The sequence below is a fragment of the Micromonospora sp. DSM 43699 genome (genome assembly GCF_055517075.1).
Window position 1 is genome coordinate 20654 of record NZ_JBTMMT010000056.1, and the last position, 23214, is coordinate 43867.

Here is a 23214-nt window from a genome sequence, read left to right on the forward strand (position 1 = left end):
CCGGGCGGTTGGTTTCGCTTGCGTGTGGGGTGGAGACTCTTCTTCGGTACCGACAAAGGGGGAGACCGTGTCCGACACCGACCGCCCGCAGCGACATACCCGAGCCGCCGTTCCCGCCGGGGTGACCGATCCGCTCCTGTGGCGGATGGCCCTCGATGTGATCGACGCGCACCATCCCGACCAGGGCGGGCGTTGCGACAACCTGCTGTGCGAACACCAGGAGTGGCCCTGCGACGCCACGCGCAACGCCCACCGGGCGCTGACCATGGCCGGCGACGTGACGACCGGCGTCGTCGACGACCGACGCACCGTACGGGAGCAGCCCGTTCGGCCCGCGCGGCGCGCGCGTACCGTCGAGGCGGCCTGAGCCGTCGACCGCCGTCCCCCTCGCCCCCGGCGGCTGGCGCACCGGACCGGTGAGGGGGACGCGACCTGCCTTCTCCCTGTCTCGCCCCCGGACCGCGCCGGTGGGCTGCCGAAGACCTGACCCGGCAGTCAGCCGAGGCGCTTGGCGGAGCGGATCGCGGTGGCCAGGTTCTCCAGCAGGGGCGCCGCCCCGGCGTACGAGAAGCGGGGCACCGCGTCCCACGGGGTCACCTGGCCGGCCTTGACGGCGGGTAGCTGCGCCCAGGTGGGCTTGGCCGCGAGGTCCTTGGCCTGCAACGCGGTGGAGCGGTTGTCCAGCAGGATCAGATCGGCCGGGAACTTACCGGCGTTCTCCCAGCTCAACGCCTCGAAGTAGTCGCCTGCTTCGAGCTTGGTGGGCACCACGATCTCGACGCCCAGCTCGGCGAAGTACATCAGGTCGGTGCTGACCTTGGGGTTGGAGACGTAGAACAGGTCGGGGCTGCCGGAGGAGGCCATCACCCGGATGCCCGGGTTGGCCTTGACCGCCGCCCGGACCTGCTCGGCGGCGGCCTCGAACCGGGCCTTGGCGTCGGTGACCTTCTTGGCCGAGAGGTCCGCCCCGAGCGAGCGGGCCAGTTCGGCGTAGCCCTCGATGGGCCGGGTCATCGGGGTACGGGCGGTGGTGATCGCCACGCTCGGCGCGAGCTGGAGAATCTTGTCCCGGCTCTCGTCCGGGACGTACCAGAGGGCGTCCGGGTCGTACATGTGGGTGACGAGCAGCTCGGGGCGCAGCGCGGCGTACTTCTCCACGTTGAACTCACCCCAGACGTTGCCCAGCACGGTGACCTTGTCGACGTCGAGATCCCCGGCCTGCGGGTCACGGGAACCGTCGGTGCGGGTGGTCTCGCCGAACACCCCGACGAGCTGGGAGTCGAGTCCGAAATCGACAAGCGCCGCGGCGACCCCGGTGAAGGCGACCACCCGGGTCGGCGCGGTGGCCGCGTCGACCTTGCGTCGGCGATCGTCGGTGAAGCTCCATGGGCCGGCAGAGCCGTTGGCAGCGGGCTTCGCCGGGTCGTCACCCCCGCCGCAGGCGGCGAGGAGGGCAGTCAGGGCGGCACCGCCACCGGCGGCGAGCAGGCCCCGGCGGGAGAGTCGGGGTGAGGACGAGGAAGGCAGCATGTGACGTCTTTCGATCAGGCCCGGACCGCGATGATCCGCGACGGCACGGTTAGGTTAACCTAACCTAAATCGCTGTCAACCGGCGGCGCGCGCCGCTCTCGTCCACCCGGAGCCGACCCTGTCCGTCACCCTCTCCACACCCACCGCCCCACCGGGGGTGGTGCCGTCCCGCCGGCGCAACGGGGTCCGGGCCGCCGGGCTCGGCCTCGGTCTGCTGCTGCTCGTCGCCGTGGCGGTGCTCAGCATCGCCGTCGGCGCGAAACAGCTCACCCTCGTCGAGGTCTGGCAGGGGCTGGTCACCACCACCTCCCCCGAGCACGCGGTGGTCCGGCAGATGCGGTTGCCCCGTACGCTGCTCGGTCTGCTCGCCGGCGCGGCCCTCGGGGTGGCCGGGGCGCTCATGCAGGCGCTCACCCGCAACCCGCTGGCCGACCCGGGCCTGCTCGGCATCAACGCCGGCGCCTCCGCCGCCGTGGCCACCGCCACCGCACTGTTCGGCGTCGCCACGGTGCGGGGGTGGATCTGGTTCGCCCTGCTCGGGGCGGTGGTCGTCACCGTGGCGGTGCACGCCGTCGGCGGCGGCCGGCAGGCCACCCCGGAACGGCTGGCGCTGGCCGGGGCAGCCCTCAACGCGGTGCTCTACTCGTACGTCAGCGCGATGATGCTGCTCGACGCGGCCTCGCTGGACCGGCTGCGGTTCTGGACGGTCGGCTCGCTGGCCGTCGCGGACTTCACCACCGTCGCCACGGTGGCACCGTTCATCCTGGCCGGCCTGCTGGTCGGGTTGGCCGGGGCCCGCCCACTCAACGCCCTCGCCCTCGGCGACGACGCGGCCCGCGCACTCGGCGCCCGACCCGCCCTGGTCCGGGCCGGCACGGTCACCGCGGTCACCCTGCTCTGTGGCGCGGCCACCGCCGCCTGCGGCCCGATCGTCTTCGTCGGCCTGCTCGTCCCCCACCTGGTACGCGCACTGACCGGCCCGGACCTGCGCTGGCTGCTGCCCTACGCGGCGGTGCTCGCCCCGGTGCTGCTGCTCGGCGCCGACGTGCTCGGCCGGGTTCTCGGCCGACCCGGTGAACTCCAGGTCGGCCTGGTCACGGCCGTGCTCGGCGGGCCGCTGTTCCTGCGTCTGGTGGCCCGCCGATGAAGAGCGCGCGACTCACCGCACCACCGGCCGGCACCCGCCCACCGGTCCGGGTGCTCCGGCTCGGCAACCGCTCGGTACGGTGGCACGGCCGGTCCCTGGCGGTCGGGTCGGGTGTCACCGCCCTGGCCGTCGTCCTCGGGGTGCTCGCGATCGGCGGCGGCGACTACCCGATGAGCCCCGCGGACGTGCTGCGCACCCTCACCGGCGGCGGCACCCCCGCCGAGGACTTCATCGTCGGCGAGCTGCGGCTGCCCCGGCTGGTCACCGCGCTCGGCGTCGGGGCCGCCCTGGCGCTCTCCGGCGCGATCCTGCAGTCCCTGGTCCGCAACCCGCTGGGCAGCCCCGACGTACTCGGCGTCACCCAGGGCGCGGCGACCGGCGCGCTGGTCGTGGTGGTGGCCGGCGGCGGCACCCTGCTGCTCTCCGGCGCGGCCCTGCTCGGCGGGCTCGGCACCGGCCTGCTGCTCTGGGCGGTGGCCGGTCGGCACGGCCTGCCCGGCTACCGGCTGGTGCTGGTCGGCATCGGCACCACGGCCATCCTCACCGGCGTCAACGGCTGGCTGCTCACCCGGGCCCCGCTGATGGACGCGGCCCGGGCCGTGCTCTGGCTCACCGGCAGCCTCGACGGGCGGGGCTGGGCGCAGGCCGTCCCGCTGCTCGGCCTGCTGGCGCTGCTGACGCCGGTGGTGGTCGGCGTCGCCCGGCCGTTGTCCATGATCGAGCTGGGGGACGACACCGCCACCGCACTCGGCGTGCCGGTGTCCCGGGTCCGGCAACTGCTGCTCGGCGCGGCGGTGCTGCTCGCCGCCGGGGCAGCCGCCGCCGCCGGGCCGGTCTCCTTCGTGGCCCTGGTCGCGCCGCACCTGGCCCGCCGGCTCACCCGGGCTCCCGGGCCGAACCTGGCCGCCGCCACCGGGATCGGGGCGGTGCTGCTGCTCGCCGCCGACCTGGCCGCCCAGCGGGCCATCGACGGCCACCAACTTCCTGTCGGGGTGGTCACCGGGCTGATCGGTGGGGCCTACCTGGTGTGGCTGCTCGCCGCGCGACGTCGCGCGGCACGGATCTGAGGAGGACGTGGTGACGCAGGAGAGTCGGCTGGGCGGGGTCGGGTTGACCCTGGCCTACGAGCGGCGGGTGGTGGCCCGGGACCTGTCGGTGGCCGTACCCGACCGGTCGTTCACGGTGGTGATCGGACCCAACGCCTGCGGCAAGTCCACCCTGCTGCGCGCCCTGGCCCGGACGCTGCGACCGGCCGCCGGCACGGTGTTGCTCGACGGTCGGGACATCCACTCGGTGCGGTCCCGGGAGGTGGCCCGTACCCTCGGGCTGCTGCCGCAGTCGTCGGTCGCGCCGGAGGGCATCACGGTGGCCGACCTGGTCGCCCGGGGCCGCTACCCGCACCAGGGGCTGCTGCGGCAGTGGTCGACCGAGGACGAGCGGGTGGTCACCGAGGCGATGGCCGCCACCGGCGTCGGTGAACTGGCCGGGCGGCCCGTCGACGAACTCTCCGGCGGGCAGCGGCAGCGGGTCTGGATCGCGATGGCGCTGGCCCAGCAGACCTCCCTGCTGCTGCTCGACGAACCCACCACCTACCTGGACGTCGCGCACCAGATCGAAGTGCTCGACCTGTGCGCCCGGCTGCACGAGGAGCAGGGCAGAACCCTGGTCGCGGTGCTGCACGACCTGCACCACGCCGCCCGGTACGCCACCCACCTGATCGCCATGCGCGACGGTCGGGTGGTGGCCCAGGGCGACCCGCGCGAGGTGGTCACCGCCGCCCTCGTCGAGGAGGTGTTCGGGCTGCCCTGCCGGATCGTCGAGGACCCGGAGACCGGCACCCCGCTGGTCGTGCCCCGGGCCCGGCGCAGGAGTCAGTCCGGGCCGGTGACCGCGGGGTAGTCGGCGGCGGTCAACGGGCCGGACGACAGCGAGCCGTCGGCCCGGGGCACCTCCAGCGGTCGGCCGCGCAGCAGGAACGACACCCCGGAGACGTCGGAGCGGCCGTCCAGGGTGCAGACGATCTGCCCGTACGCCAGCACCTCGTCGCTGCGGCCGGACTCCTCCCCCAGCGGCTCCACCTCGACCTGGGCCCGTCCGTCGACCAGCCGGGCACCCAGCACGTGCACCGCGCCGGGCAGGGCGGTGCCGAACCCGGCCGCCCGTTCGGCCCGGGTCGGCCCGGCCAGCAGGCGGCGTAGCTGCCCGTCCACCCCACCGACGGCGTCGACCTGCCGGACGGTACGGGCCAAGCGGCCGTCGCGGACCAGGCAGAACGCCTGTCCCACCCGGCCCGGGGCACTACTTGCGGCCGGGGCGGCCGGCGGCCCGAACGGCGGCTCGACGGCCCTGGGCCGCTCGTCGACGGGCACCCCGCACCCGGCGACCACCAGCACCGCCACCACCGGCAGCAGCACCCACCACCACCCCGCCGGAGACTGCCGCCGGCTCCCGGCCGGAGACGGCATCCACCGGCTCCCGGCCCAAGGCCGCATCCACCGGCTCCCGGCCCTGGGCGGCAGGTGGCCGGTCACGGTCGGCTCCCCGGCAGTTCCACCCGGAACCGGGCGCCGCCGCCGGGCCGGTCGCCGACCGAGGCCCGGCCGCCGTGCGCGGCGGCGTGCTGGGCGACCAGCGCCAACCCCAGGCCGGTGCCGTCCCCACCGGCCCGGTCGTGGGCCGCCCGGCCCCGGACGAACCGGTCGAAGACCACTTCCCGGTCGGCCACCGGCACCCCGGGGCCCTCGTCGTCGACCTCCACCACCCCGATTCCGTCGGAGAGCCACAGCCGCACCGCGACCGGGCCGCCGCCGTAGCGGACCGCGTTGTCCAGCAGGTTGACAAGCAACTGCGCGACACGTCTCGGGTCCACCGACCAGTCCCCCGGCCGGGGCGGGCCGGTGACGACAAGCGACTCGGGCAGCCCCCGCCCCCGGCACACCCCCTGGGCCAGCGCGACCACGTCGACGGACTCCCGCTGCACCGGCCGGTCGCTGCGGGCCAGCTCGATCAGGTCGTTGACCAGCTGCTGGAACCGGGTGATCTCCTCGCTGACCAGGCCGGCGGCGGTGGCCGTACGGTCGTCCAGGCTGTCCCGCCGCCGGGACAGCACGCTCGCCGCCGCCGAGAGCGTCTGCAACGGTGAGCGCAGCTCGTGGGCGACGTCGGCGGCGAACCGGCGGTCCCGTTCGATCCGCACCGCCACCTGGTCGGCCATCCGGTTGAAGGAGGTGGAGAGCCGGGCCAGGTCCGGGTCGGTGCCGGGGGCGAGCCGGGCGGTGACGTCCCCGGCCGCGATCTTCTCGGCGGCGTCGGCCACCGCCGTCAACGGGCGCAGCCCGTGCCGGGTGGCGTACCAGCCCAGTGCCGCGCCGGAGCCGGCCACCGTGACCGCCACCACGGTCAGCGCCAACGCCAGCACCTGGAACGTCTGCTCCAACTCCCGCAGCGAGGTGATCTCGTAGTAGCCTGTCGAGTCGGCCAACGGCACCCCGACCAGCAGCGCGGGCTGCCCGTCGACCCGGACCCGCTGCACCCCCGGCTCGCCGTCGGCGACCATCGCCATCAGCCCGGCCGGCACCGCGCCGGACGGACCCTCGTCGGCGGTCCGGGCGTACCAGCGGCCGTCGCGGTGCACGAGCGCCCGGCGGCTGCCGCCGGTGTCCAGGGTGCGCAGCACCTCGTAGACGTCCGGGGCGTCGGTGTCCAGGCCGGCCCGGACCACCGCCGCGTCGAAGTACGCCGCCCGCAGCGCGGTCCGCTCCCGCTCGTCGAGCAGCGAGCGACGCACCAGCTCGTACGAGATCAACGCCATCAGCGCCGACAGCAGCAGCGCGCCGATCGCGAAGGCGGCGGTGACCCGGGCCCGCAGGCCGAGCCGCCTCATGCTCCGAGCCGTCTCATCGTTGCAGTTTGTAGCCGAGGCCCCGCAGGGTGACCAGGTGCCGGGGATTGGCCGGATCGGCCTCGATCTTCTGCCGCAGCCGCCCCACGTGCACGTCTACCAGCCGCTCGTCGCCGGTCTCGTAACCCCACACCCGGCTGAGCAGCTGCTGGCGGGACAGCACCCGGCCGGCGTGCTCGGCCAGCTCGCAGAGCAACCGGAACTCGGTCCGGGTCACCGGCACGGTCTGCCCGGCCCGGCGCACCTCACCGGCCTCCGGGCTGATCTCCAGCGGGCCGAAGGCCAGCACCGGCACCACCGCCGAGGTCACCGACGAGGCCGTACGGCCCCGGCGGCGCAGCGCCCGCAACCGGGCCGACAGCTCCTTGATCGCTACCGGCTTGACCAGGTAGTCGTCCGCGCCCGCCTCCAGCGCGGCGACGATGTCGTGGGTGTCGTCCCGGGCGCTGACCACCACGATCGGCACGTCGTCGTCGCGGCGAAGCTGCCGGATGCACTCGAAACCGTCCAGACCGGGCAGCATCAGGTCCACCAGCACGTAGTCGGCGGCCTCCTGCCGCTGCGCCCGCAACCCCTCCTCCGCGGTGGCCGCCCCGCGCGCCAGGTAGCCCTCGTCCTCCAGGGCCAGCAGCAGCGCCAGACGGATCCGGTCGTCGTCCTCGATCACCAGTACGCCCGTCATCGGGAGATCGTGCCCGGTGCACGCCGACGATGACGAACCGGCCGCGGGGTACGCGGGATTTGTCACGCAACTGACATACGTCCGCGCGGCACCCGCCAACCTCGACGCACAGGCTGGGGACCGGACAGCGAACCGGAAGGAGGCCGATCGTGGGAGCGTCCCGCCCGGAGTGCACCGTACCGCTTGTGGAGGTGTGCGTCACCGACGACCTGGACCTGGCCGCGCTGGCCCGGTCCAGGGAGGTCTTCGACCGGCTGGTCGGGCTGCGCCCGGCACACGTGGTGGTCGACCTCTCACAGTGCCGGCACCTCGACGCCGCCGCCGTCGGGCTGCTGCTCGACGTGCACCGGCACCTGGCCCGCCACGGCGGCGTGCTGACCCTGCGGGATCCCAGCCCCCGGGCGTTGCGCGTGCTGAGTGCCGCCCGGGTGTCCCGGGTGCTGCCCATGGTCACCACCCCACGGGCCCTGCCGGTGGACGGCGGGCTGGTCCCGTCCGTCGTCCACCGGCAGCCAGCCGCGCCCCGGGTTCCGGAGCACAGCCGATGAGCGTGCCCGGCATCCTCGTCGCCGTCGTCGTCGGGCTCGTGATCGGCGCGTTGGGCCGGCTCGTCGTCCCCGGCCGCACCCAGGTCCCGCTCTGGCTCACCCTCGCCGTCGGCCTGGTCGCCGCGCTACTCGGCACCATCCTGAGCCGGCTGGTCGGCATCGACAGCGACGGCTACACCCTGCGGCAGCTGATCGTGCAGGTCGGCCTGGCCGGGGTCGCCGTGGCACTTGTCGTCGGCACCGCCGGTGGCCGTACCGAGCCCTGACCCACCGGATCCGGCAGTGGCCCGGCGCGCGGGGAGTCCGGTCGACCACCGCGCGTCGGGCCACGACCGCCGGAGAGCCGGCCTCGACCCCTGGAGGAGGAGACCGATGACCGTCGTACCGGACGACCCGCTGATGACGCTGATCTGCGACAGCTGCGGGACGGTGACGAGCGGCCCGGCCCGCGTCCTGCCCGACGCCGAGGTGGTCTGGACGTTCGTCGCCGAACAGGGCTGGACCGGTTCGCCGTTCGCCACCGGCCCGCACCGCTGCCCCCGCTGCGAACTGGTCCCCTCGCCGGCCCCGGCGGCCCGCACGCCACGCCGCGCCGACCCGCTCGGCGTGCTCGGCGTCGAACACCTGGACGACGTGGTGATCGTCACCGCCGCCGGTGACCTGGACATCGCCACCGGCGAGGACCTGCACGGGACGCTGGCGGAGGCGGTCGACGCCGACCGGCACGTGGTGGTCGACCTGGCCCGGGTCCACCTGATCGACTCCACCGCGCTCGGGGTGCTGGTCCGGGCCCGACAGGACACCAGGCAACGCGGCCGGCGGCTCAGCCTCGCCGGCCCGTCCCGGTTCGTCCGCACCGTGCTGCACACCATGCGGCTGGACCGGGTCTTCCCGGTCTTCGACACCCGCCGGGACGCGGTGGACTGGTCCCGGTCCACCCCGACCGACCGGCCCCGGGAGAGGAGCACGGCATGGTGATGCCGTGGCCGCTGCCCGACGACAACTGGTTCCGGCCGGAGCCCGAACCACCCGGGCCGCCCGGTGACGACGTGCGGCTGGCCGCCGAGGTGGCGTACCGGATCGTCGGCGGGATCGGGGTGCGCGCCCGGCGGATCACGGTCACCGTGCAGAACCGGGTGGCGATCCTCGGGGGCGTCGTCCCCGACGTCGACACCCGGCAGCTCGCCGGCCAGGTCGCCTGGCAGGTGCCGGGTGTGGTCGACGTCTGCAACGCGCTGCGGCTGTCGGCGAAACGCTGACCGCCCCGCTGCTGGCGGGCGGTCAGCGGGCGGTCGGCGTCAGCGCGGGGCCGGGGTCAGCGCGGGGCCGCCACGTGGGTCGGCGGTTGCGGACCGAACGCGGTGAGGAACCGGTCCCGGAAGGTGTCCATCCGCCACACCGGCGCGTCCGCCCCGGGGCGCAGCCCTTCCTGCCAGCCCCAGCCGGCCACCCGGGCGAGCACCGCCGGGTCGCGGGCGACCACGGTGATCGGCACGTCCCGGCTGGCGTCCGGGCCGGTGACCAGCGGGGACGGTTGGTGGTCGCCGAGGAAGACCAGCACCAGGTCGTCGTCGCCGTACGTCTGGACGTAGGAGATCAGGCTGTTCAGCGAGTACTCGATCGCCCGGCGGTAACCGGTGCGCACCTCGGTGGTGCTCCGCCCCACCACGTCCCTGGGGTTGAACGCCACCGACGTCGGCCGGCGGTAGATCGACCCGTCGCCGACGTGCTCCCAGTCGAGCATCCGGGGGATCGCCGCCCACGGGGAGTGGCTGGAGATCAGCGGGATCTCCGCCATGATCGGCGCGCGGTCCGGGGCGCTCCGTTCCCGGCGCTGGAAGGTCGACAGGGTGTACTGGTCGGGCATCGGCGCATAGCTGAACTGCGGTCCACGGTAGTCCAGTCCCGCCGCGTCGTGGTAGCGGTCGTAGCCGAAGAACGCCCCCTCCGGCCAGGGCGAGGTGGCCGCCGGCATCACCGCGACGGTCTCCCAGCCGGCCCGCCGGAACGCCCCGTTGAGGGTGAGCCGGTCGCTGGCCAGCAGGCTGTCGTGCCGTTGCTGGTTGTCGATCCACAGGCCGGACAGCAGCGTGTCGTGGGCCAGCCAGCTCCCCCCGCCGAAGGTGGGTGAGGTCAGGAAGCCGCTGCGGGCGGTGAAGCCGGCGGCGGCCAGGCGGCGGGTGCCGCCGTCGAGCACCGCGCCGACCTGACCGGCGAACTCCGGGTCCTCGACCGCGTCCCGGCCGTAGCTCTCCACGAAGGCCAGCACCACGTCCTTGCCGCGCAGCGCGGTGAGCAACTGGTCGCCGGGAGTGTCGCGGAAAGCGTCCCGGGTGACCTGGGCGGCGAACTCCCGCCGGTCCCGCAGCCCCGCGCCGACCTGGCCGACGTGCTGCCCCACCAGGGTCGCCGTGCCGGAGTCGGCGACCGGCACGCCGAGCGTCGCGGCGGCCACCCAGAGAGCGGTCAGGCCGGCGACCACCCGTACGGCGGCCCGGCGGTGCCCGGTCGCCTCCCGGGTCAGCCGCAGCACCGACCGGGTGGTCAGCACCAGCAGCGCCACCACCAGGGCAACCAGCCCCACGGCGGCGGCGACCGCGCCGCCGGTGCCCACCGAGTCGGTCACGAAGGCGTACCCGTCGTCCAGCAGCACCCAGTCGAGGACCAGGTCGAACGGGCGGGCTAGGCTGGCCGACATGCCCAGGTCGAGCACCTTGACGATGGCGACCAGCCCCAGCGCCGCCCCGACCGGCACCGCGACCAGCCGACGCGCCCGGCCGGGCAGCGCCAGCAGCAGGCCGGCGGCGATCAGCCCCTCGATCGGTACGCGCAGGAACGCCATCGGGGTGAGCTGGTCGAACCGGTCCGGTGCGGTAAGCACCGCCAGGATCAGCAGTCCGGCGAGCACGGTGGTCACCCGGCCCGCGACCGTGCGCCACCGCCCCCGCCCGGCCGTCACCGACACGGCCTCGCCCGTCGGAGTCGGCGCGTCGCCGGCGGGCTCGGCGGTCAGACCCGGGCCAGTGGCATCGGCGGTCAGACCCGGGCCAGTGGCATCGGCGGTCGGAGCCGGGCCGGCGGGCTCGGTGGCGGTCGGAGCCGGGCCGGCGGGCTCGGTGGCGGTCGGAGCCGGCGCGTCGTCCACCGTGGGCTCGGTGGCCGGGGGCGGCCCGTCGCCGGCGGGGTCGGCCCTCGGGTCGGGCCGGCCGGCCGGGGTGGCGGGCTCGCCGGCCGACGTGCTCCGGTGACGCAGACGTGACAACAACGACACTCCGAATGGTCCTTCCTGGGGAGGGTCCCGGCGGTGCGGCCGGCCGGGTCGGCGGTGCGGCCGGCCGGGTCGGCGGTGCGGCTCAGACCGGTTGGTGGGCGACGAACGGCCGGTCGGCGACGGCCTCGACCCGGGGACGTACCGACGATACGGGCGGCAGCGCCGCGACCGACGACACAGACGGCAGCGCCGCGACCGACGACACCCGTGGGACGGGGATCGACGTGGCAGGGCGGGCGGGCCGGGCGGGCCGGTGCCACCAGAGCCAGCCGACGTCGTGGCCGAACGACTCGACCAGCAGCGCCAACGCCACCGCGGCCAGCACGGCGGTCACCGGCCGGGCCAGCACGTCGGCGGCGACCACGAGCAGCAGGACGCCCTGCGCGGCGGCGACCACCTTGCGCCAGTAACGCGGCGGCAGGCTCCCCCGTAGCCAGGGCAGCAACCCACCGGCGACGACGAAGGCGTACCGCAGACCGCCGATCGCGAGCACCCACGGCCCCACCGCCGGTGCCACCTGGACGCTGAGCACCAGGATGAGGAACGCGTCGACCTCCATGTCGAAGCGGGCGCCGAGCGCGCTGACCGTGCCGGTGCGTCGGGCCACCCAGCCGTCCACCGCGTCCAGGGCGAGCGCCACCGCGGTCATCGGCACCAGCACCCCCAGCGGGGCCGCGCCGTCGAGGTTGGCCACGACCAGGGCGGTCACCCCCCCGACCAGCACCCCCCGGGCCAACGTCACCTGGTCGGCCGGCCCGAGCCGGTCGACACCACGGCGGCGCAGGCCGCGCCGCAACGCCACACAGGTGACGACGCCGTACGCCAGGCCGGCCAGCCAACCGGCGACGTCGAGCCCGACGGTCGCGGCCAGCCCGACCAGCAGGACTGTCTGTACGGTCAGGCCGAGCACCGGACCGGTTCGAACCCTGGACACCCTGCCTCCGTGTTTATGATCGACGACCTCGGTAGTGGGTACGCAGGACACCGTCGTTTCGTTCGGTTCCCCGGCAGATGAGGAGAAACCCGCGTGATCCGCGATGCCCAGGCCTTCTGGCTCCGCTCCCCCGGCGTCGGCGAGCTGAGGACGGTGACACTGCCCGCTCCCGGCCCCGACGAGGTGCTGGTCCGCAGCCGCTACTCCGGGGTGAGCCGCGGCACCGAGACGCTCGTCTTCACCGGCAGCGTGCCGGAGAGCCAGTACGCGACGATGCGTGCCCCGTTCCAGGAGGGCGACTTCCCCGCCCCGGTCAAGTACGGCTACCTCAGCGTCGGCGTGGTCGAGGCCGGTCCGGCGGCGCTGCGCGGTCGGACGGTGTTCTGCCTGCACCCGCACCAGAGCGCGTACGTGGTGCCGGCGTCGGCGGTGACCCCGGTGCCGGACGACGTGCCGGCGGCCCGTGCGGTGCTGGCCGGCACGGTGGAGACGGCGGTCAACGCGTTGTGGGACGCCGCGCCGCTGGTCGGCGACCGGGTCAGCGTGGTCGGCGGCGGGATGGTGGGGTGCAGCGTGGCGGCCCTGCTGGCCCGCTTCCCCGGGGTCCGGGTCGAGCTGGTCGATGCCGACCCGGCGCGGGCGGCGGTCGCCTCGGCGTTGGGTGTCGACTTCGCCCTGCCGGAGGCGGCCACCGGTGGGCGGGACCTGGTGGTGCACGCCAGCGCCACCGCCGCCGGGTTGCAGCGCAGCCTGGACCTGCTCGCCCCGGAGGGCACCGTGGTCGAGTTGAGCTGGTACGGCGACCGGCCGGTCGAGCTGTCGCTGGGCGGGGCGTTCCACTCCGGCCGGTTGACCGTCCGCAGCAGCCAGGTGGGCACGGTCTCCCCGGCGCGGGCGTCCCGGCGTGGCTTCGCCGACCGGATGGCGCTCGCCCTGGAGCTGCTCGCCGATCCGGTGTTCGACGCGCTGCTGACCGGGCGGTCCCCGTTCGCGGAGCTGCCCGACGTGCTCGACCGCCTGGCCTCGGGCGCACTGCCCGCGCTGTGCCATCTGATCACCTACGACGAGGAGACACCGTGTTCAGCGTGACCGTACGGGACCACATCATGATCGCCCACAGCTTCCGGGGGGAGGTGTTCGGGCCGGCGCAGAAGCTGCACGGGGCGACCTTCGTCGTCGACGCCACCTTCCGCCGCCCCGAGCTGGACGACGACGGCATCGTGGTGGACATCGGCCGGGCGACCGACGAGCTGAAGGCGGTGCTGGCCGACCTGACGTACCGCAACCTGGACGACGAGCCGGCGTTCGCCGGGCAGAACACCACCACCGAGGTGCTGTGCCGGACCATCGCCGACCGGCTGGCCGAGCGGGTGCACGCCGGTGGGCTGGGCGCGGGCGCCCGGGAGCTGGCCGGGGTCACCGTCACCCTGCACGAGTCGCACATCGCCTGGGCCAGCTACGAGCGGTCGTTGTAGCCCGTGCCGGCGGTGCACGTCGTCCTGCCGGGGGACATCGACGACCCGGCCACGCCCAGCGGCGGCAACGCGTACGACAGGCGGGTCTGTGCCGGGCTGGCGGCGGCCGGGTGGGCGGTATGCGAGCACGGGGTGCCCGGGGACTGGCCGTACCCCGACGAGGCGGCACGGGCGCGGCTGGCCGGGGTGCTCGCGGCCCTGCCGGACGGCGCGCTGGCGCTGTACGACGGGTTGGTCGCCTCGACCGTGCCGGAGCTGCTGGCGGCGCAGGCCGGCCGGCTGCGCCAGGTGGTGCTGGTGCACATGCCGCTCGGTGACGACGCCGAGGCGCGGGCCCTGCCGCACGCCGACGCGCTCGTCACCACCAGCGGCTGGACCCGGGAGCTGCTGCTGGCCCGGCACCCGCTCGACCCGGCCCGGGTGACGGCGGCCACCCCGGGGGTCGACCCGGCCGACCCCGCCCCGGGCTCGACCGCCGGCACCGCGCTGCTCTGCGTCGCGGCGGTCACCCCGGTCAAGGGGTACGACGTGCTCGTCGACGCGCTGACCGGGCTCGCCGACCGGCCGTGGACGTTGGACTGCGTCGGCGCGCTGGACCGCGATCCGGCCTTCGTGGCAGCACTGCGGCGGCGGGTCGACCGGGACGGGCTGGCCGGGCGGGTGCGCTGGCACGGGCCGTTGACCGGGCCGGCGCTGGACGCCGCGTACGCCGGGGCGGACCTGCTGGTGCTGCCCTCCCGCGCCGAGACGTACGGGATGGTGGTGGTCGAGGCCCTGGCCCGGGGGATCCCGGTGCTGGGCACCACCGCCGGCGGGGTGCCCGAGGCGCTGGGCAGGGCCGCCGACGGCACCGCGCCCGGGGTGCTGGTGCCGCCGGGCGACCCGGTGGCGCTGGCCGGGGCGCTGCGCCGCTGGCTGCACTCGGCCGAGCTGCGCGACCGGCTGCGCCGCGCGGCCCGGGACCGGCGGGCCGACCTGCCCGGCTGGCCGGCCACCGTGACGACGATCTCCCAGGTGTTGGACGGAGTGAGGACATGACCGCGTACGCCACCGAACCGTTCGCCGACTGGCTGCGGCTGCGGGAACCCGCCGACGCCGACGCCCGCAGCCGGGAACTGGTCGACCTGCTCCGCGACCGGCTCACCGGTGCCGGTGGGCCGGACCTGTCGCCGGCCGGTGAGGGTGGGCCCGGCATGCTGGTGGCCGGTGCCGGGTCCGTCACGTCGCTGCGCGGGGACCGCCCGTGGGTGGTGCACGACCTGGGCAGCGGCACCGGCTCGATGCTGCGCTGGCTGGCCCCGCTGCTGCCCGGCCCGCAGCGCTGGGTGCTGCACGACCGGGATCCGGGTCTGCTGGAGCGGGCCGGCGCGGGTGTGCCGGTCGCCGCCGACGGCAGCCCGGTCGAGGTGATCACCCGGCAGGGCGACCTCACCCGGCTGACCGGCGCCGACCTGGCCGACGCCGACCTGGTCACCGCGTCGGCACTGCTGGACATGTTCAGCGCCGACGAGATCGCCCGGGTCGTGGCCGCCTGCGCGGGGGTCGGCTGCCCGAGCCTGTTCGTGCTCTCCGTGGTCGGTCGGGTGACGTTCGACCCCGCCGACCCGCTGGACGTCGAGATCGCCGCCGCCTTCGACGCCCACCAGCGACGTACCCTCGACGGCCGGGTGCTGCTCGGGCCGGATGCCGCCGCGGCGGCCGTCGCGGAGTTCACCCGGCAGGGGGTGCCGGTGACCGTGCGGCCGAGCCCGTGGCGGCTCGGACCGGACCGGGCGGCGCTGCTCGTGGAGTGGCTCGACGGGTGGCTCGACGCGGCCGTCGCGCAGCGCCCCGACCTGGCCGACCGGACGGCGGCCTACGCGCGGCGGCGGCGGGCCGAGGCGGCGGCCGGTCGGCTCACCGTCACCGTCGGCCACGAGGACCTGCTCGCCGGGGTGGAATGAACCCGTCCGCCGGCCGGTACGTGAGATAAGGACGAGATCTTCTCGAGGAGGAACCGCGTGTCACCGGACGCCACCGGCACATCGCCCGTTCATGCTCGTCGGCGCGTGGCCTGGGCCTGGGTGAGCAACCTGGGTGGGGTGGGGCTGGTCGCGGTGCTGCTGTGGTGGCTGGGCACCGGCCCGGCCCTGGCCGGGCTGCGGCGGATCGACACCCCGGCGGTGCTGGGCGCGCTGGCGTTGGGCGCGCTGGCCACTGTCGGTTGCGCGTGGCGGTGGCGGCTGGTCGCCGGAGGGCTGGGCATCCGGCTGCCGCTCGGCACTGCGGTGGCCGACTGCTACCGGGCGGTCTTCCTCAACGCGACGCTGCCCGGCGGGGTGCTCGGGGACGTGCACCGGGCGGTGCGGCACGGCCGGGAGGCCGGTGACCTGGGTCGGGCCGTCCGGGCGGTGGTCTGGGAGCGGACCGCAGGACAGGTGGTCCAGGTGGTGCTCGCGGCGGGGCTGCTGCTGGCCCTGCCGTCGCCGGTGCGGCCGTACCTGCCGATGGCGGTGGCCGTGACGGTGTCGGTCGGGCTGGCGCTGCTGGTGCTGGTGCGGGCGCTGCCCCGGTCCGGGCCGTCGCGGCGGGCCCGCGCGGTGCGGGCCGCCACCGCCGACGTGCGGGCCGGGCTGCTGGGTCGACGCACCGGGCCGGGGGTGCTTGTCGCCTCGACGGTGGTGGTCGGCTGCCACCTGGCGACGTTCGTGCTGGCCGCCCGGGTGACCGGAGTCACCGCACCGCTGACGGTGCTGGCGCCGCTGACCCTGCTGGCACTCTTGGCGATGGCACTACCCGCCAACGTGGCCGGGTTCGGTCCGCGTGAGGGCGTCGCCGCCTGGGCGTTCGGCGCTGCCGGCCTGGGCGCCGCCGAAGGGGTGGCCACCGCCCTGGTGTACGGGGCGCTGGTGCTGGTCGCCGCCCTACCGGGTGCCGCCGTGCTGGTGCTGCGGGGTCGCCCGTCCGCGCTGCGCGCACGGCCGGGTGACCGTACGGTGGGGACCCAGGGTGGTTCCTCACCGGTACCCGCTGCCGGGCTGGCCGGCAGCGCCTGACAGAGGAGACACATGTTCGACGCACTGCCGGCAGCGACGGTCCGGACACAGGTCACGGTCCCGCTGCGGTTCCCCGACGGGTACACCACCACGGCCCGGGTCTTCTCGTTCGACGGGCTGGTGGACGGCCGGGAGCACCTGGCGTTCGGGCTGGGCGACTGGGCGGGCGCGCTGCGCCGGCACGCGGCGGGCGGGGCCGCGCCGCTGGTCCGCCCACACAGCGAGTGCCTGACCGGGGACGTCTTCGGCAGTCAGCGCTGTGACTGCGGCCCGCAGCTGCGCGAGGCGGTCGAGCGGATCACCGAGGCGGGTGGCTTCCTGCTCTACCTGCGCCAGGAGGGACGCGGCATCGGCCTCTACCCCAAGCTCGACGCGTACGCCCTCCAGGACGCCGGGCTCGACACCTACCAGGCGAACGTGGCGCTCGGCCACGACGAGGACGAACGGGACTACCGGGCCGCCGCGCAGATGCTGGCGGTGCTCGGGGTGCCGGAGCTGGTGCTGCTGAGCAGCAACCCGGACAAGGCCGAGCAGTTGACCCGGCTGGGCGTGGCGGTGGCCGAGGTGGTGCCGACCGGGGTGTTCCTGTCCCCCGCCAACGCCGACTACCTGGCGGCGAAGGCGAGCCGGGCCGCCGCCCGGGCCGTCGACCTGCCGTCGTTGAACTGAGATGGGTGTCGTGTCGGCCGGGACGACGGACACCGCCGTCCCGGCGTCGACCGGGCGGCCGTACGTGCTGCTCAGTTGCGCCACGTCGATAGACGGGTACATCGACGACGCCACCGAGCAGCGGCTGCTGCTGTCCAACGCCGAGGACATGGACCGCATCGACGGCGTCCGGGCCGGGTGTGACGCGATCCTGGTCGGCGCGGGCACGATCCGGGCGGACGACCCCCGGCTGGTGGTCCGCTCGGCGCGGCTGCGGGCCGCCCGGCAGGCCGCCGGATTGCCGCCGTCGCCGGTGAAGGTGACCCTGACCGCACGGGGACTGCTGGACCCGACGGCCCGGTTCTTCACCGTCGGCGACGCCGAGAAGATCGTCTACTGCGCCGGCCCCGCGGTGGAGAAGACCACCGAACTGCTCGCCGGGTCGGCCACCGTGGTCGACGCGGGTGACCCGTTGGATCCGGCCCGCGCCCTGGCGGACCTGGCCGGTCGGGGGGTGGAGCGACTGATGGTGGAGGGCGGTGCGACGGTGCACGCCCGGTTCCTCACCGCCGGCCTCGCCGACGAACTGCACCTGGTGGTCGCCCCGTTCTTCGTCGGCGACCGCCGGGCGCCCCGGTTCGTCGGCGACGGCGCGTTCCCGTGGCACCCGGGCCGCCGGGCCAGGATCGCCGAGGTACGCCAGATCGGCGACGTGGTGCTGGTGCGCTACGCCCTCTCGGAGCGTTGCGTCGACGGGCTGCCGGGATGAGCGACAATCCCTGGATGCGGTGCGAATCGTGGCGGGAGATCCTGTCGGCCCAGCTCGACGGGGAGGAGACCGCCGAGGAGCGGGTAGCGGTCCAGGCGCACCTGGACGGGTGCGCCGACTGCCGGGCGTGGCACGAGGTCGCCGCCATGGTGACCCGACGGGCCCGTACCCGGGTGGTGACGGCGGCACCAGACCTGGCCGGTACGGTCCTGGCGGAGACGATCCTCGCCGCCGTGCCGCCGCCGCGCCGACGGCTCGTCGACAGGTGGCGCGGCGGGCTGACCAACGGTCTGCGGGTGGCCCTGGGGCTGCTCGGCGCGGTCCAGCTCGCCCTCGGGCTGGCCCAGGTCGGCCAGGGTGTCAACGCCGAGCACCTGCACCCGACCGGGCAGCACCTGTGGCACGAGTCGGCGGCGTGGAACGTGGCGGTGGGCGCCGGCTTCCTCTTCGTCGCGGTGCGCCGTACCCCGCCGGCCGGGTTGTTGCCGATGCTCAGCGCCTTCGTCGCGACCCTGGTCCTGCTGTCGGTCAACGACCTGGTCACCGCACAGGTGGCGGTGCCCCGGCTGATCAGCCACGGGTTCCTGGTCGGCGGTTACCTGATCACGGTGCTGTTGTTCCGGCTCGGTCCGCGTCCGACCGGCCCGCCGCAGGGCCGACGCACCGGCCGGTCGCGGTGGCGGTTGCGGCTCGACGAACTCGACGAACCCCGCCGGATGGCGGCGCAGCCGTACGGCGCGCAGGCCCGCGACCGCCGGGCGGCCTGAGGCCCCGGGGGCGCACCGGTTCAGTCGAGACCACGGATGAGGTGCGGCTCGGTGTCCGGGTCGGACCAGTCGCACTGTCCGCGCTGGTTCGCCCGCCCCCAGGCGTCCAGGGCGGAGGGTGCCCGGACCGCCTCGGCCGACCGGCCGGTGCGGGGGTGGCCGGGCCCGGGTCGGGTCTTGTCGTCGGGGCTGTCCGTCAACGCGTCCCCCATGTCGGGACACCTCCCATCGTGGCACCGGCACCGGGCCGGTCACCTTCGCCGTTGCCAGGTCGACGATCGCCGTTGCCAGGTCAACGATCGAAGCACCCGTCCGGCGACCGGACCGGAATCCCGGCCCCCGTCGACCGGCCGACCTCGCCACCTGTGGTGATGGGACAATCACCGCGACCCTGGAGGTGCGGTGAAGTACCTGATCCTGATCAGCCACAACGCGCAGGCTCGTGACCTGTGGCAGGCCATGTCCGACACCGAACGGCAGCTGGGCGTCGAGGCCCACACCACCCTGGTCGACGAGCTGACCGCGACCGGTGAGCTGCTCGCCTCCGAGGCGTTGGCCGACCCGGCCACGGCCCGCCGGGTCCGGGTCGACCGGGGTCGGACGACCGCCACCGACGGCCCCTTCCCCGAGGTGAAGGAGTATCTCGCCGGTTTCTACCTGGTGGAGTGCGACAGCATCGAGCGGGCGGTGGCGCTCGCTGCCCGGGTGCCGGAGGCGCGGCTCGGCCTGGTCGAGGTGCGGCCGGTCCTCGCCGCCGGCCGCCCGGACGCGTGACCGCCACGCCGGCCGTCGAGGACCTGCTGCGCGAGCACGCCCCGCAGGTGCTCACCACCCTGGTACGCCGGTACGGCGGCTTCGACACCTGCGAGGACGCCGTCCAGGAGGCCATGCTGGCGGCGGCCGTACAGTGGCCGCGGGAAGGGCTGCCGGCGAACCCCCGGGGCTGGCTGACCACTGTCGCCTCCCGCCGTTGGACGGAGGCGTGGCGCAGCGACGCCGCCCGCCGGCGCCGGGAGCGTACGGTGGCCGCCCTGACCGGTCCGGGTCCGGTCTCCGCCGTGGACGACACGCTGACGTTGCTGATGCTCTGCTGCCATCCGGCACTGACCCGGGGTTCGCAGGTGGCGCTCACCCTGCGGGCGGTCGGCGGGCTGGGCACCGCCGAGATCGCCCGGGCGTTCCTGGTGCCCGAGTCGACCGTCGCGCAACGGATCAGCCGGGCCAAGCAGCAGATCCGGGCCGGTGGCACCGAGTTCCGGCTGCCCTCCCCCGGTGACCGCCCGACCCGGATGGTCGCCGTGCTGGAGGTCCTCTACCTGATCTTCAACGAGGGCTACACGGCCACTTCGGGTCCGGTGTGGGACCGGAGGGAGCTCACCGCCGAGGCGATCCGGCTGACCCGGCAGCTGCACCAGCACCTGCCCGACGATCCTGAGGCCACCGGCCTGCTGGCGCTGATGCTGCTCACCGACGCCCGCCGGCCGGCGCGGACCCGGCCGGACGGATCACCCGTCCCGCTTGCCGAGCAGGACCGGTCCCGGTGGGACCGGGCGGCCGTCGCCGAGGGGGTCGCGCTGATCACCCGGACCCTGGCGGACGCGCCGCTCGGGCCCTACCAGGTCCAGGCCGCGATCGCCGCCGTGCACGACGAGGCACCCCGCGCCGAGGACACCGACTGGCCGCAGATCCTCGGGCTCTACAACCTGCTGCGGCGCGTCGCGCCCGGCCCGATGGTCACGCTCAACCGGATCGTGGCGGTCGCCATGGTGGACGGGGCGCGGGCCGCACTCGCGGAACTGACCGCCGCCCAGGCCGATCCCGTGCTCGCCGGCAACCACCGGACGCACGTCGTCCGGGGGCACCTGCTCGACCTGCTCGGCGACCGGGCGGCGGCCAGGCGGTGCTACCTGCTGGCCGCCCAGGGGACCCGCAACGTCCCGGAGCAGCGTTTCCTGCGACTGCGCGCGGCCCGGCCGGCCTGAACACCGCGATCCACCTCCGCCACCACCCCGGACACCAGCGCGCTCACCCGGTCGGCGCGCCGAGCTGGCGGGGCCGTCGCCGGGTGATGTCCCCGGCCCGGATGTCGAAGTCGGCGCGGTGGTCTCGACACAGGGGTGGAAGTCGTCGCACCCGTTTCAGGAGGCAGCCGTGAAGTACCTGATCATGATCACTCACACCCGGCAGATCCGGGACACCTGGCAGGACATGTCCGACACCGACCGCGAAACGGGAGTCAGGGCGCACGCCGCCCTGGTGGAGGAGCTCACCGAGTCGGGTGAGCTGATCGTCGCCGAGGCGCTCGCCGACCCGGGGCAGGCGAAGAAGGTTCTGGTCAGTGACGGGCGGGCGGTGACCACCGACGGCCCGTTCCCTGAGGCCGGGGAGCACCTCGCCGGGATCTACCTGGTCGACTGCGCCAGCATCGGGCAGGCGGTCGGGCACGCCGCCCGCATCCCCGAGGCCCGCTTCGGCCTGGTCGAGGTGCGCCCGGTACGCGAGGCCGGTGGCCCCGACATGTGAGGTCCGCGACGGGCCGGCGGCCCCGATAGGTGCCGCCGGCCCCTCCACGGTACGAGCCCTCCGCCGTCGCCCCGCCGAGTGTGGGGAGGTCGACAGCGGGTAACCCGCTCGACGACGCCCGCCCCCGACGCCCGCCCCTCACCCGGGCCGGGAACTGCTATCCGTACACCAAAGCTATTGCAGTTAGCTTTTTGCCTAGCTACGCTAGCTTCATGACCGAATCCCGGAACGCCCTCCAGCCGGCGACCCGCTTCCTGCACCGCGCGGAAGGTCGCATCGCGTACGACCTGCAGGGCAGCGGCCCGCTCGTGATCCTCGTGCCCGGAATGGCGGAACTGCGCACCTCGTACCGCTTCCTCACCCCGGCCCTGGTCGCCGCCGGCTACACCGTGGCCACCACCGACCTGCGTGGTCACGGTGACAGCGACACCACATTCACCTCCTACGGTGACCGCGAGACGGCCGCCGACATCAGCGCCCTGATCGACGAGCTCGGCCGGCCGGCGACAGTCGTCGGCAACTCCCTCGCGGCGGGTGCGGGCGTCATCGTCGCGGCCGACCACCCCGAGCAGGTCTCCGGTCTCGTGCTGGTCGGCCCGTTCGTGCGCAACCCGAAGATGCCCCCGGGCATGCGGAGCCTGTTCCACGCGATGACGTCGCCGCTCTGGGTGGCCACCGTCTGGAAGGCCTACCTGCCCTCCCTCTACGCCGGCACCAAACCCGCCGACTTCGCCGAATACCGCGCGGCCGTCATAGGCAAGCTCCGCCAGCCCGCGTACGGCAAGGCCTTCTCGCGCACCGCACGACAGACCGACCACGATGTCGCCGAGGTACGACTCGCCGAGGTGGACACGCCGGTGCTCGTCGTCATGGGCGACCGTGACCCCGACTTCAAGGACCCGGCGGCCGAGGCGGCGTGGATCGGCGAGACCCTGCGTGGCGAGGTCGTCATGGTGCCCGACGCCGGCCACTACCCGCACTCCCAGCGACCCGAGCTCACCACCCCGGCCGTGCTCGCCTTCCTCGGGCGGGTGCACGCGGGTGCCTAGGGCCGGCCTCACCACCGCCGTCGTCGTCGAGCGTGGCGCCCAACTGCTCGAAGCCCACCCCACCGACGAGCTCACCCTCGCCGCGCTCGCCGAGAGCCTCGGCGTACGCGTCCCGTCCCTCTACAAGCACGTCGACGGCCTTCCCGGGCTCCGCCGCGGCATGATGCTCCGCGCGAAGGGCAACCTCTCCGCGGCGCTCGCCCAGGCGTGCATCGGCCGGGCCCGTGCCGATGCGGTCCGCAGCCTGGCCGCCGCCTACCGGGCGTGGGCGCGGGAGAATCCGATGCAGTACCCGATGACCATCCGCGCGCCCGAGCCCGACGACACCGAGGACCAGCTCGCGAGCGGGAGCGGGCTCGACGTGATCTACACCGTCCTGGCCGGTTACCGTCTCGTGGGCGACGACGCGATCGACGCCACGCGGTTCCTGCGCTCCGTCATCCACGGCTTCGTCAGCCTGGAGACCGCCGGTGCCTTCAAGCTCACCGCCGACCTCGAGCGCAGCTACGACAGGACGATCGACAGTGTGGTGACCGCCCTCGGGACCTGGCCGCGCTCATGACCGCCCGCACCCCGCCACCGGCCACCCCGGTGCCGGTCCTCTACCGGGCCGAGGGCGCCGTCGTCGCCGCGGCGGCCGTCGCCCTCATCGTGCTGACGGGCTTCGCCTGGTGGTGGCTGCTCGCCCTGTTCCTCGTCTTCGACCTCCCGATGCTCGGCTACCTGATCGACAACCGCGTCGGGGCGATCACCTACAACCTGGCACACAACTACGTCGCCCCCTGCGCGCTGCTCGCCGTCCACGGCATCGCCCTGGCTCTCGGCGGGACCGGATGGCCGCTGCTCGCGCTCGTGGCAGGTTGCTGGCTCTTCCACGTCGGAGTGGACCGGGCAGTCGGCTACGGCCCCAGACCCCTGCACTAACCCCCCACCCC

At 74.8% G+C, this 23214-nt stretch carries 28 protein-coding genes and 1 pseudogene; 22 read left to right on the plus strand and 7 right to left on the minus strand.

Going from position 1 to position 23214, the window contains the following annotated elements:
- Positions 1–67 precede the first annotated feature (67 nt).
- On the plus strand, positions 68–367 hold the full coding sequence (locus tag AC0AIB_RS23330) for a hypothetical protein (protein ID WP_442930753.1): 300 nt from the start codon (positions 68–70) through the stop codon (positions 365–367).
- Positions 368–495: 128 nt separating this feature from the next.
- Here the strand turns inward: AC0AIB_RS23330 and AC0AIB_RS23335 are convergent, their stop codons facing one another.
- The gene (locus AC0AIB_RS23335; RefSeq protein ID WP_465097485.1) at positions 496–1530 is read right to left on the minus strand and encodes an ABC transporter substrate-binding protein; all 1035 of its coding nucleotides are present in this window, start codon (positions 1528–1530) and stop codon (positions 496–498) included.
- A gap of 211 nt (positions 1531–1741) precedes the next feature.
- On the opposite strand from AC0AIB_RS23335, the gene AC0AIB_RS23340 reads away from it, so the two are divergent.
- Genes AC0AIB_RS23340 through AC0AIB_RS23350 form a run of 3 tightly spaced genes read left to right on the plus strand, consistent with a single transcriptional unit; the run spans position 1742 to position 4576 of the window.
- Positions 1742–2677: a FecCD family ABC transporter permease gene (locus tag AC0AIB_RS23340; RefSeq protein WP_442930816.1), complete on the plus strand. Its 936-nt coding sequence runs from the start codon at positions 1742–1744 to the stop codon at positions 2675–2677.
- Complete coding sequence (locus AC0AIB_RS23345; RefSeq protein WP_328347658.1) at positions 2674–3744, plus strand: FecCD family ABC transporter permease; 1071 nt, start codon at positions 2674–2676, stop codon at positions 3742–3744. The genes AC0AIB_RS23340 and AC0AIB_RS23345 overlap by 4 nt, the downstream gene beginning before the upstream one ends.
- A 43-nt stretch (positions 3745–3787) precedes the next feature.
- Positions 3788–4576: an ABC transporter ATP-binding protein gene (locus AC0AIB_RS23350; RefSeq protein WP_328348821.1), complete on the plus strand. Its 789-nt coding sequence runs from the start codon at positions 3788–3790 to the stop codon at positions 4574–4576.
- On the opposite strand, the gene AC0AIB_RS23355 is transcribed toward AC0AIB_RS23350, so the two are convergent.
- From AC0AIB_RS23355 to AC0AIB_RS23365, 3 genes are all read right to left on the minus strand, one after another.
- On the minus strand, positions 4549–5091 hold the full coding sequence (locus AC0AIB_RS23355; protein WP_328347660.1) for a GerMN domain-containing protein: 543 nt from the start codon (positions 5089–5091) through the stop codon (positions 4549–4551). The two genes, AC0AIB_RS23350 and AC0AIB_RS23355, sit on opposite strands and share 28 nt — an antisense overlap.
- Before the next feature lie 113 nt (positions 5092–5204).
- A complete protein-coding gene (locus AC0AIB_RS23360) occupies positions 5205–6560 on the minus strand; it encodes a sensor histidine kinase (protein WP_328347662.1) in 1356 nt (451 codons plus the stop codon).
- A 13-nt stretch (positions 6561–6573) separates the two neighbouring features.
- On the minus strand, positions 6574–7260 hold the full coding sequence (locus tag AC0AIB_RS23365) for a response regulator transcription factor (RefSeq protein ID WP_328347664.1): 687 nt from the start codon (positions 7258–7260) through the stop codon (positions 6574–6576).
- Between the two features lie 149 nt (positions 7261–7409).
- Here AC0AIB_RS23365 and AC0AIB_RS23370 point away from each other — a divergent pair, with 149 nt between their 5' ends.
- The 4 genes from AC0AIB_RS23370 to AC0AIB_RS23385 all read left to right on the plus strand — a co-directional run bounded on the left by AC0AIB_RS23370 (position 7410) and on the right by AC0AIB_RS23385 (position 9067).
- Complete coding sequence (locus tag AC0AIB_RS23370) at positions 7410–7808, plus strand: STAS domain-containing protein (RefSeq protein ID WP_465097486.1); 399 nt, start codon at positions 7410–7412, stop codon at positions 7806–7808.
- Entirely contained in the window at positions 7805–8074 is a 270-nt protein-coding gene (locus AC0AIB_RS23375) for a GlsB/YeaQ/YmgE family stress response membrane protein (RefSeq protein ID WP_328347668.1), read from the plus strand. Before AC0AIB_RS23370 ends, AC0AIB_RS23375 begins: the two co-directional genes overlap by 4 nt.
- A 106-nt stretch (positions 8075–8180) precedes the next feature.
- A complete protein-coding gene (locus tag AC0AIB_RS23380; RefSeq protein WP_328347670.1) occupies positions 8181–8786 on the plus strand; it encodes an STAS domain-containing protein in 606 nt (201 codons plus the stop codon).
- Positions 8780–9067, plus strand: coding sequence for a BON domain-containing protein (locus tag AC0AIB_RS23385; RefSeq protein ID WP_328347674.1), 288 nt, complete (start codon positions 8780–8782; stop codon positions 9065–9067). Before AC0AIB_RS23380 ends, AC0AIB_RS23385 begins: the two co-directional genes overlap by 7 nt.
- 56 nt (positions 9068–9123) lie before the next feature.
- Here AC0AIB_RS23385 and AC0AIB_RS23390 read toward each other — a convergent pair whose 3' ends face one another.
- Both AC0AIB_RS23390 and AC0AIB_RS23395 read right to left on the minus strand, forming a co-directional pair.
- Complete coding sequence (locus AC0AIB_RS23390; RefSeq protein WP_465097487.1) at positions 9124–11070, minus strand: sulfatase-like hydrolase/transferase; 1947 nt, start codon at positions 11068–11070, stop codon at positions 9124–9126.
- A gap of 217 nt (positions 11071–11287) precedes the next feature.
- Positions 11288–12013, minus strand: a pseudogene (locus AC0AIB_RS23395) (CDP-alcohol phosphatidyltransferase family protein); the annotation flags it as partial.
- Between the two features lie 93 nt (positions 12014–12106).
- On the opposite strand from AC0AIB_RS23395, the gene AC0AIB_RS23400 reads away from it, so the two are divergent.
- The 8 genes from AC0AIB_RS23400 to AC0AIB_RS23435 are packed head-to-tail and all read left to right on the plus strand — an operon-like array spanning position 12107 to position 18707.
- Positions 12107–13102 (plus strand): zinc-dependent alcohol dehydrogenase, encoded by a 996-nt coding sequence (locus AC0AIB_RS23400; protein ID WP_328347678.1) that lies wholly within the window; start codon positions 12107–12109, stop codon positions 13100–13102.
- On the plus strand, positions 13090–13488 hold the full coding sequence (locus AC0AIB_RS23405) for a 6-pyruvoyl trahydropterin synthase family protein (protein WP_328347680.1): 399 nt from the start codon (positions 13090–13092) through the stop codon (positions 13486–13488). The genes AC0AIB_RS23400 and AC0AIB_RS23405 overlap by 13 nt, the downstream gene beginning before the upstream one ends.
- A 3-nt stretch (positions 13489–13491) precedes the next feature.
- Positions 13492–14526: a glycosyltransferase family 4 protein gene (locus AC0AIB_RS23410; protein WP_465097488.1), complete on the plus strand. Its 1035-nt coding sequence runs from the start codon at positions 13492–13494 to the stop codon at positions 14524–14526.
- Positions 14523–15431: a class I SAM-dependent methyltransferase gene (locus AC0AIB_RS23415; RefSeq protein WP_328347684.1), complete on the plus strand. Its 909-nt coding sequence runs from the start codon at positions 14523–14525 to the stop codon at positions 15429–15431. The genes AC0AIB_RS23410 and AC0AIB_RS23415 overlap by 4 nt, the downstream gene beginning before the upstream one ends.
- A 57-nt stretch (positions 15432–15488) precedes the next feature.
- Complete coding sequence (locus AC0AIB_RS23420; protein ID WP_465097489.1) at positions 15489–16523, plus strand: lysylphosphatidylglycerol synthase domain-containing protein; 1035 nt, start codon at positions 15489–15491, stop codon at positions 16521–16523.
- 12 nt (positions 16524–16535) lie between these two features.
- On the plus strand, positions 16536–17192 hold the full coding sequence (locus AC0AIB_RS23425) for a GTP cyclohydrolase II (protein WP_328347688.1): 657 nt from the start codon (positions 16536–16538) through the stop codon (positions 17190–17192).
- Position 17193: 1 nt separating this feature from the next.
- On the plus strand, positions 17194–17940 hold the full coding sequence (locus tag AC0AIB_RS23430) for a RibD family protein (protein ID WP_465097490.1): 747 nt from the start codon (positions 17194–17196) through the stop codon (positions 17938–17940).
- 14 nt (positions 17941–17954) lie between these two features.
- The gene (locus AC0AIB_RS23435; protein WP_442930817.1) at positions 17955–18707 is read left to right on the plus strand and encodes a zf-HC2 domain-containing protein; all 753 of its coding nucleotides are present in this window, start codon (positions 17955–17957) and stop codon (positions 18705–18707) included.
- A 20-nt stretch (positions 18708–18727) separates the two neighbouring features.
- On the opposite strand, the gene AC0AIB_RS23440 is transcribed toward AC0AIB_RS23435, so the two are convergent.
- Positions 18728–18919 (minus strand): hypothetical protein, encoded by a 192-nt coding sequence (locus AC0AIB_RS23440; protein ID WP_328347694.1) that lies wholly within the window; start codon positions 18917–18919, stop codon positions 18728–18730.
- A 190-nt stretch (positions 18920–19109) separates the two neighbouring features.
- On the opposite strand from AC0AIB_RS23440, the gene AC0AIB_RS23445 reads away from it, so the two are divergent.
- From AC0AIB_RS23445 to AC0AIB_RS23470, 6 genes are all read left to right on the plus strand, one after another.
- Positions 19110–19481 (plus strand): YciI family protein, encoded by a 372-nt coding sequence (locus AC0AIB_RS23445; RefSeq protein ID WP_328347696.1) that lies wholly within the window; start codon positions 19110–19112, stop codon positions 19479–19481.
- Complete coding sequence (locus tag AC0AIB_RS23450; protein ID WP_465097491.1) at positions 19478–20689, plus strand: RNA polymerase sigma factor; 1212 nt, start codon at positions 19478–19480, stop codon at positions 20687–20689. Before AC0AIB_RS23445 ends, AC0AIB_RS23450 begins: the two co-directional genes overlap by 4 nt.
- Before the next feature lie 169 nt (positions 20690–20858).
- A complete protein-coding gene (locus tag AC0AIB_RS23455) occupies positions 20859–21230 on the plus strand; it encodes a YciI family protein (RefSeq protein ID WP_465097492.1) in 372 nt (123 codons plus the stop codon).
- 212 nt (positions 21231–21442) lie between these two features.
- Positions 21443–22279 carry an alpha/beta fold hydrolase gene (locus tag AC0AIB_RS23460; RefSeq protein WP_328347700.1) on the plus strand — a complete coding sequence of 279 codons (837 nt, stop codon included), beginning with the start codon at positions 21443–21445 and terminating at the stop codon, positions 22277–22279.
- Positions 22272–22841, plus strand: a complete 570-nt coding sequence (locus tag AC0AIB_RS23465) for a TetR/AcrR family transcriptional regulator (RefSeq protein ID WP_465097493.1) — start codon at positions 22272–22274, stop codon at positions 22839–22841. The genes AC0AIB_RS23460 and AC0AIB_RS23465 overlap by 8 nt, the downstream gene beginning before the upstream one ends.
- Positions 22838–23203, plus strand: coding sequence for a DUF4260 family protein (locus AC0AIB_RS23470; RefSeq protein WP_328347704.1), 366 nt, complete (start codon positions 22838–22840; stop codon positions 23201–23203). Before AC0AIB_RS23465 ends, AC0AIB_RS23470 begins: the two co-directional genes overlap by 4 nt.
- Positions 23204–23214 lie beyond the last annotated feature (11 nt).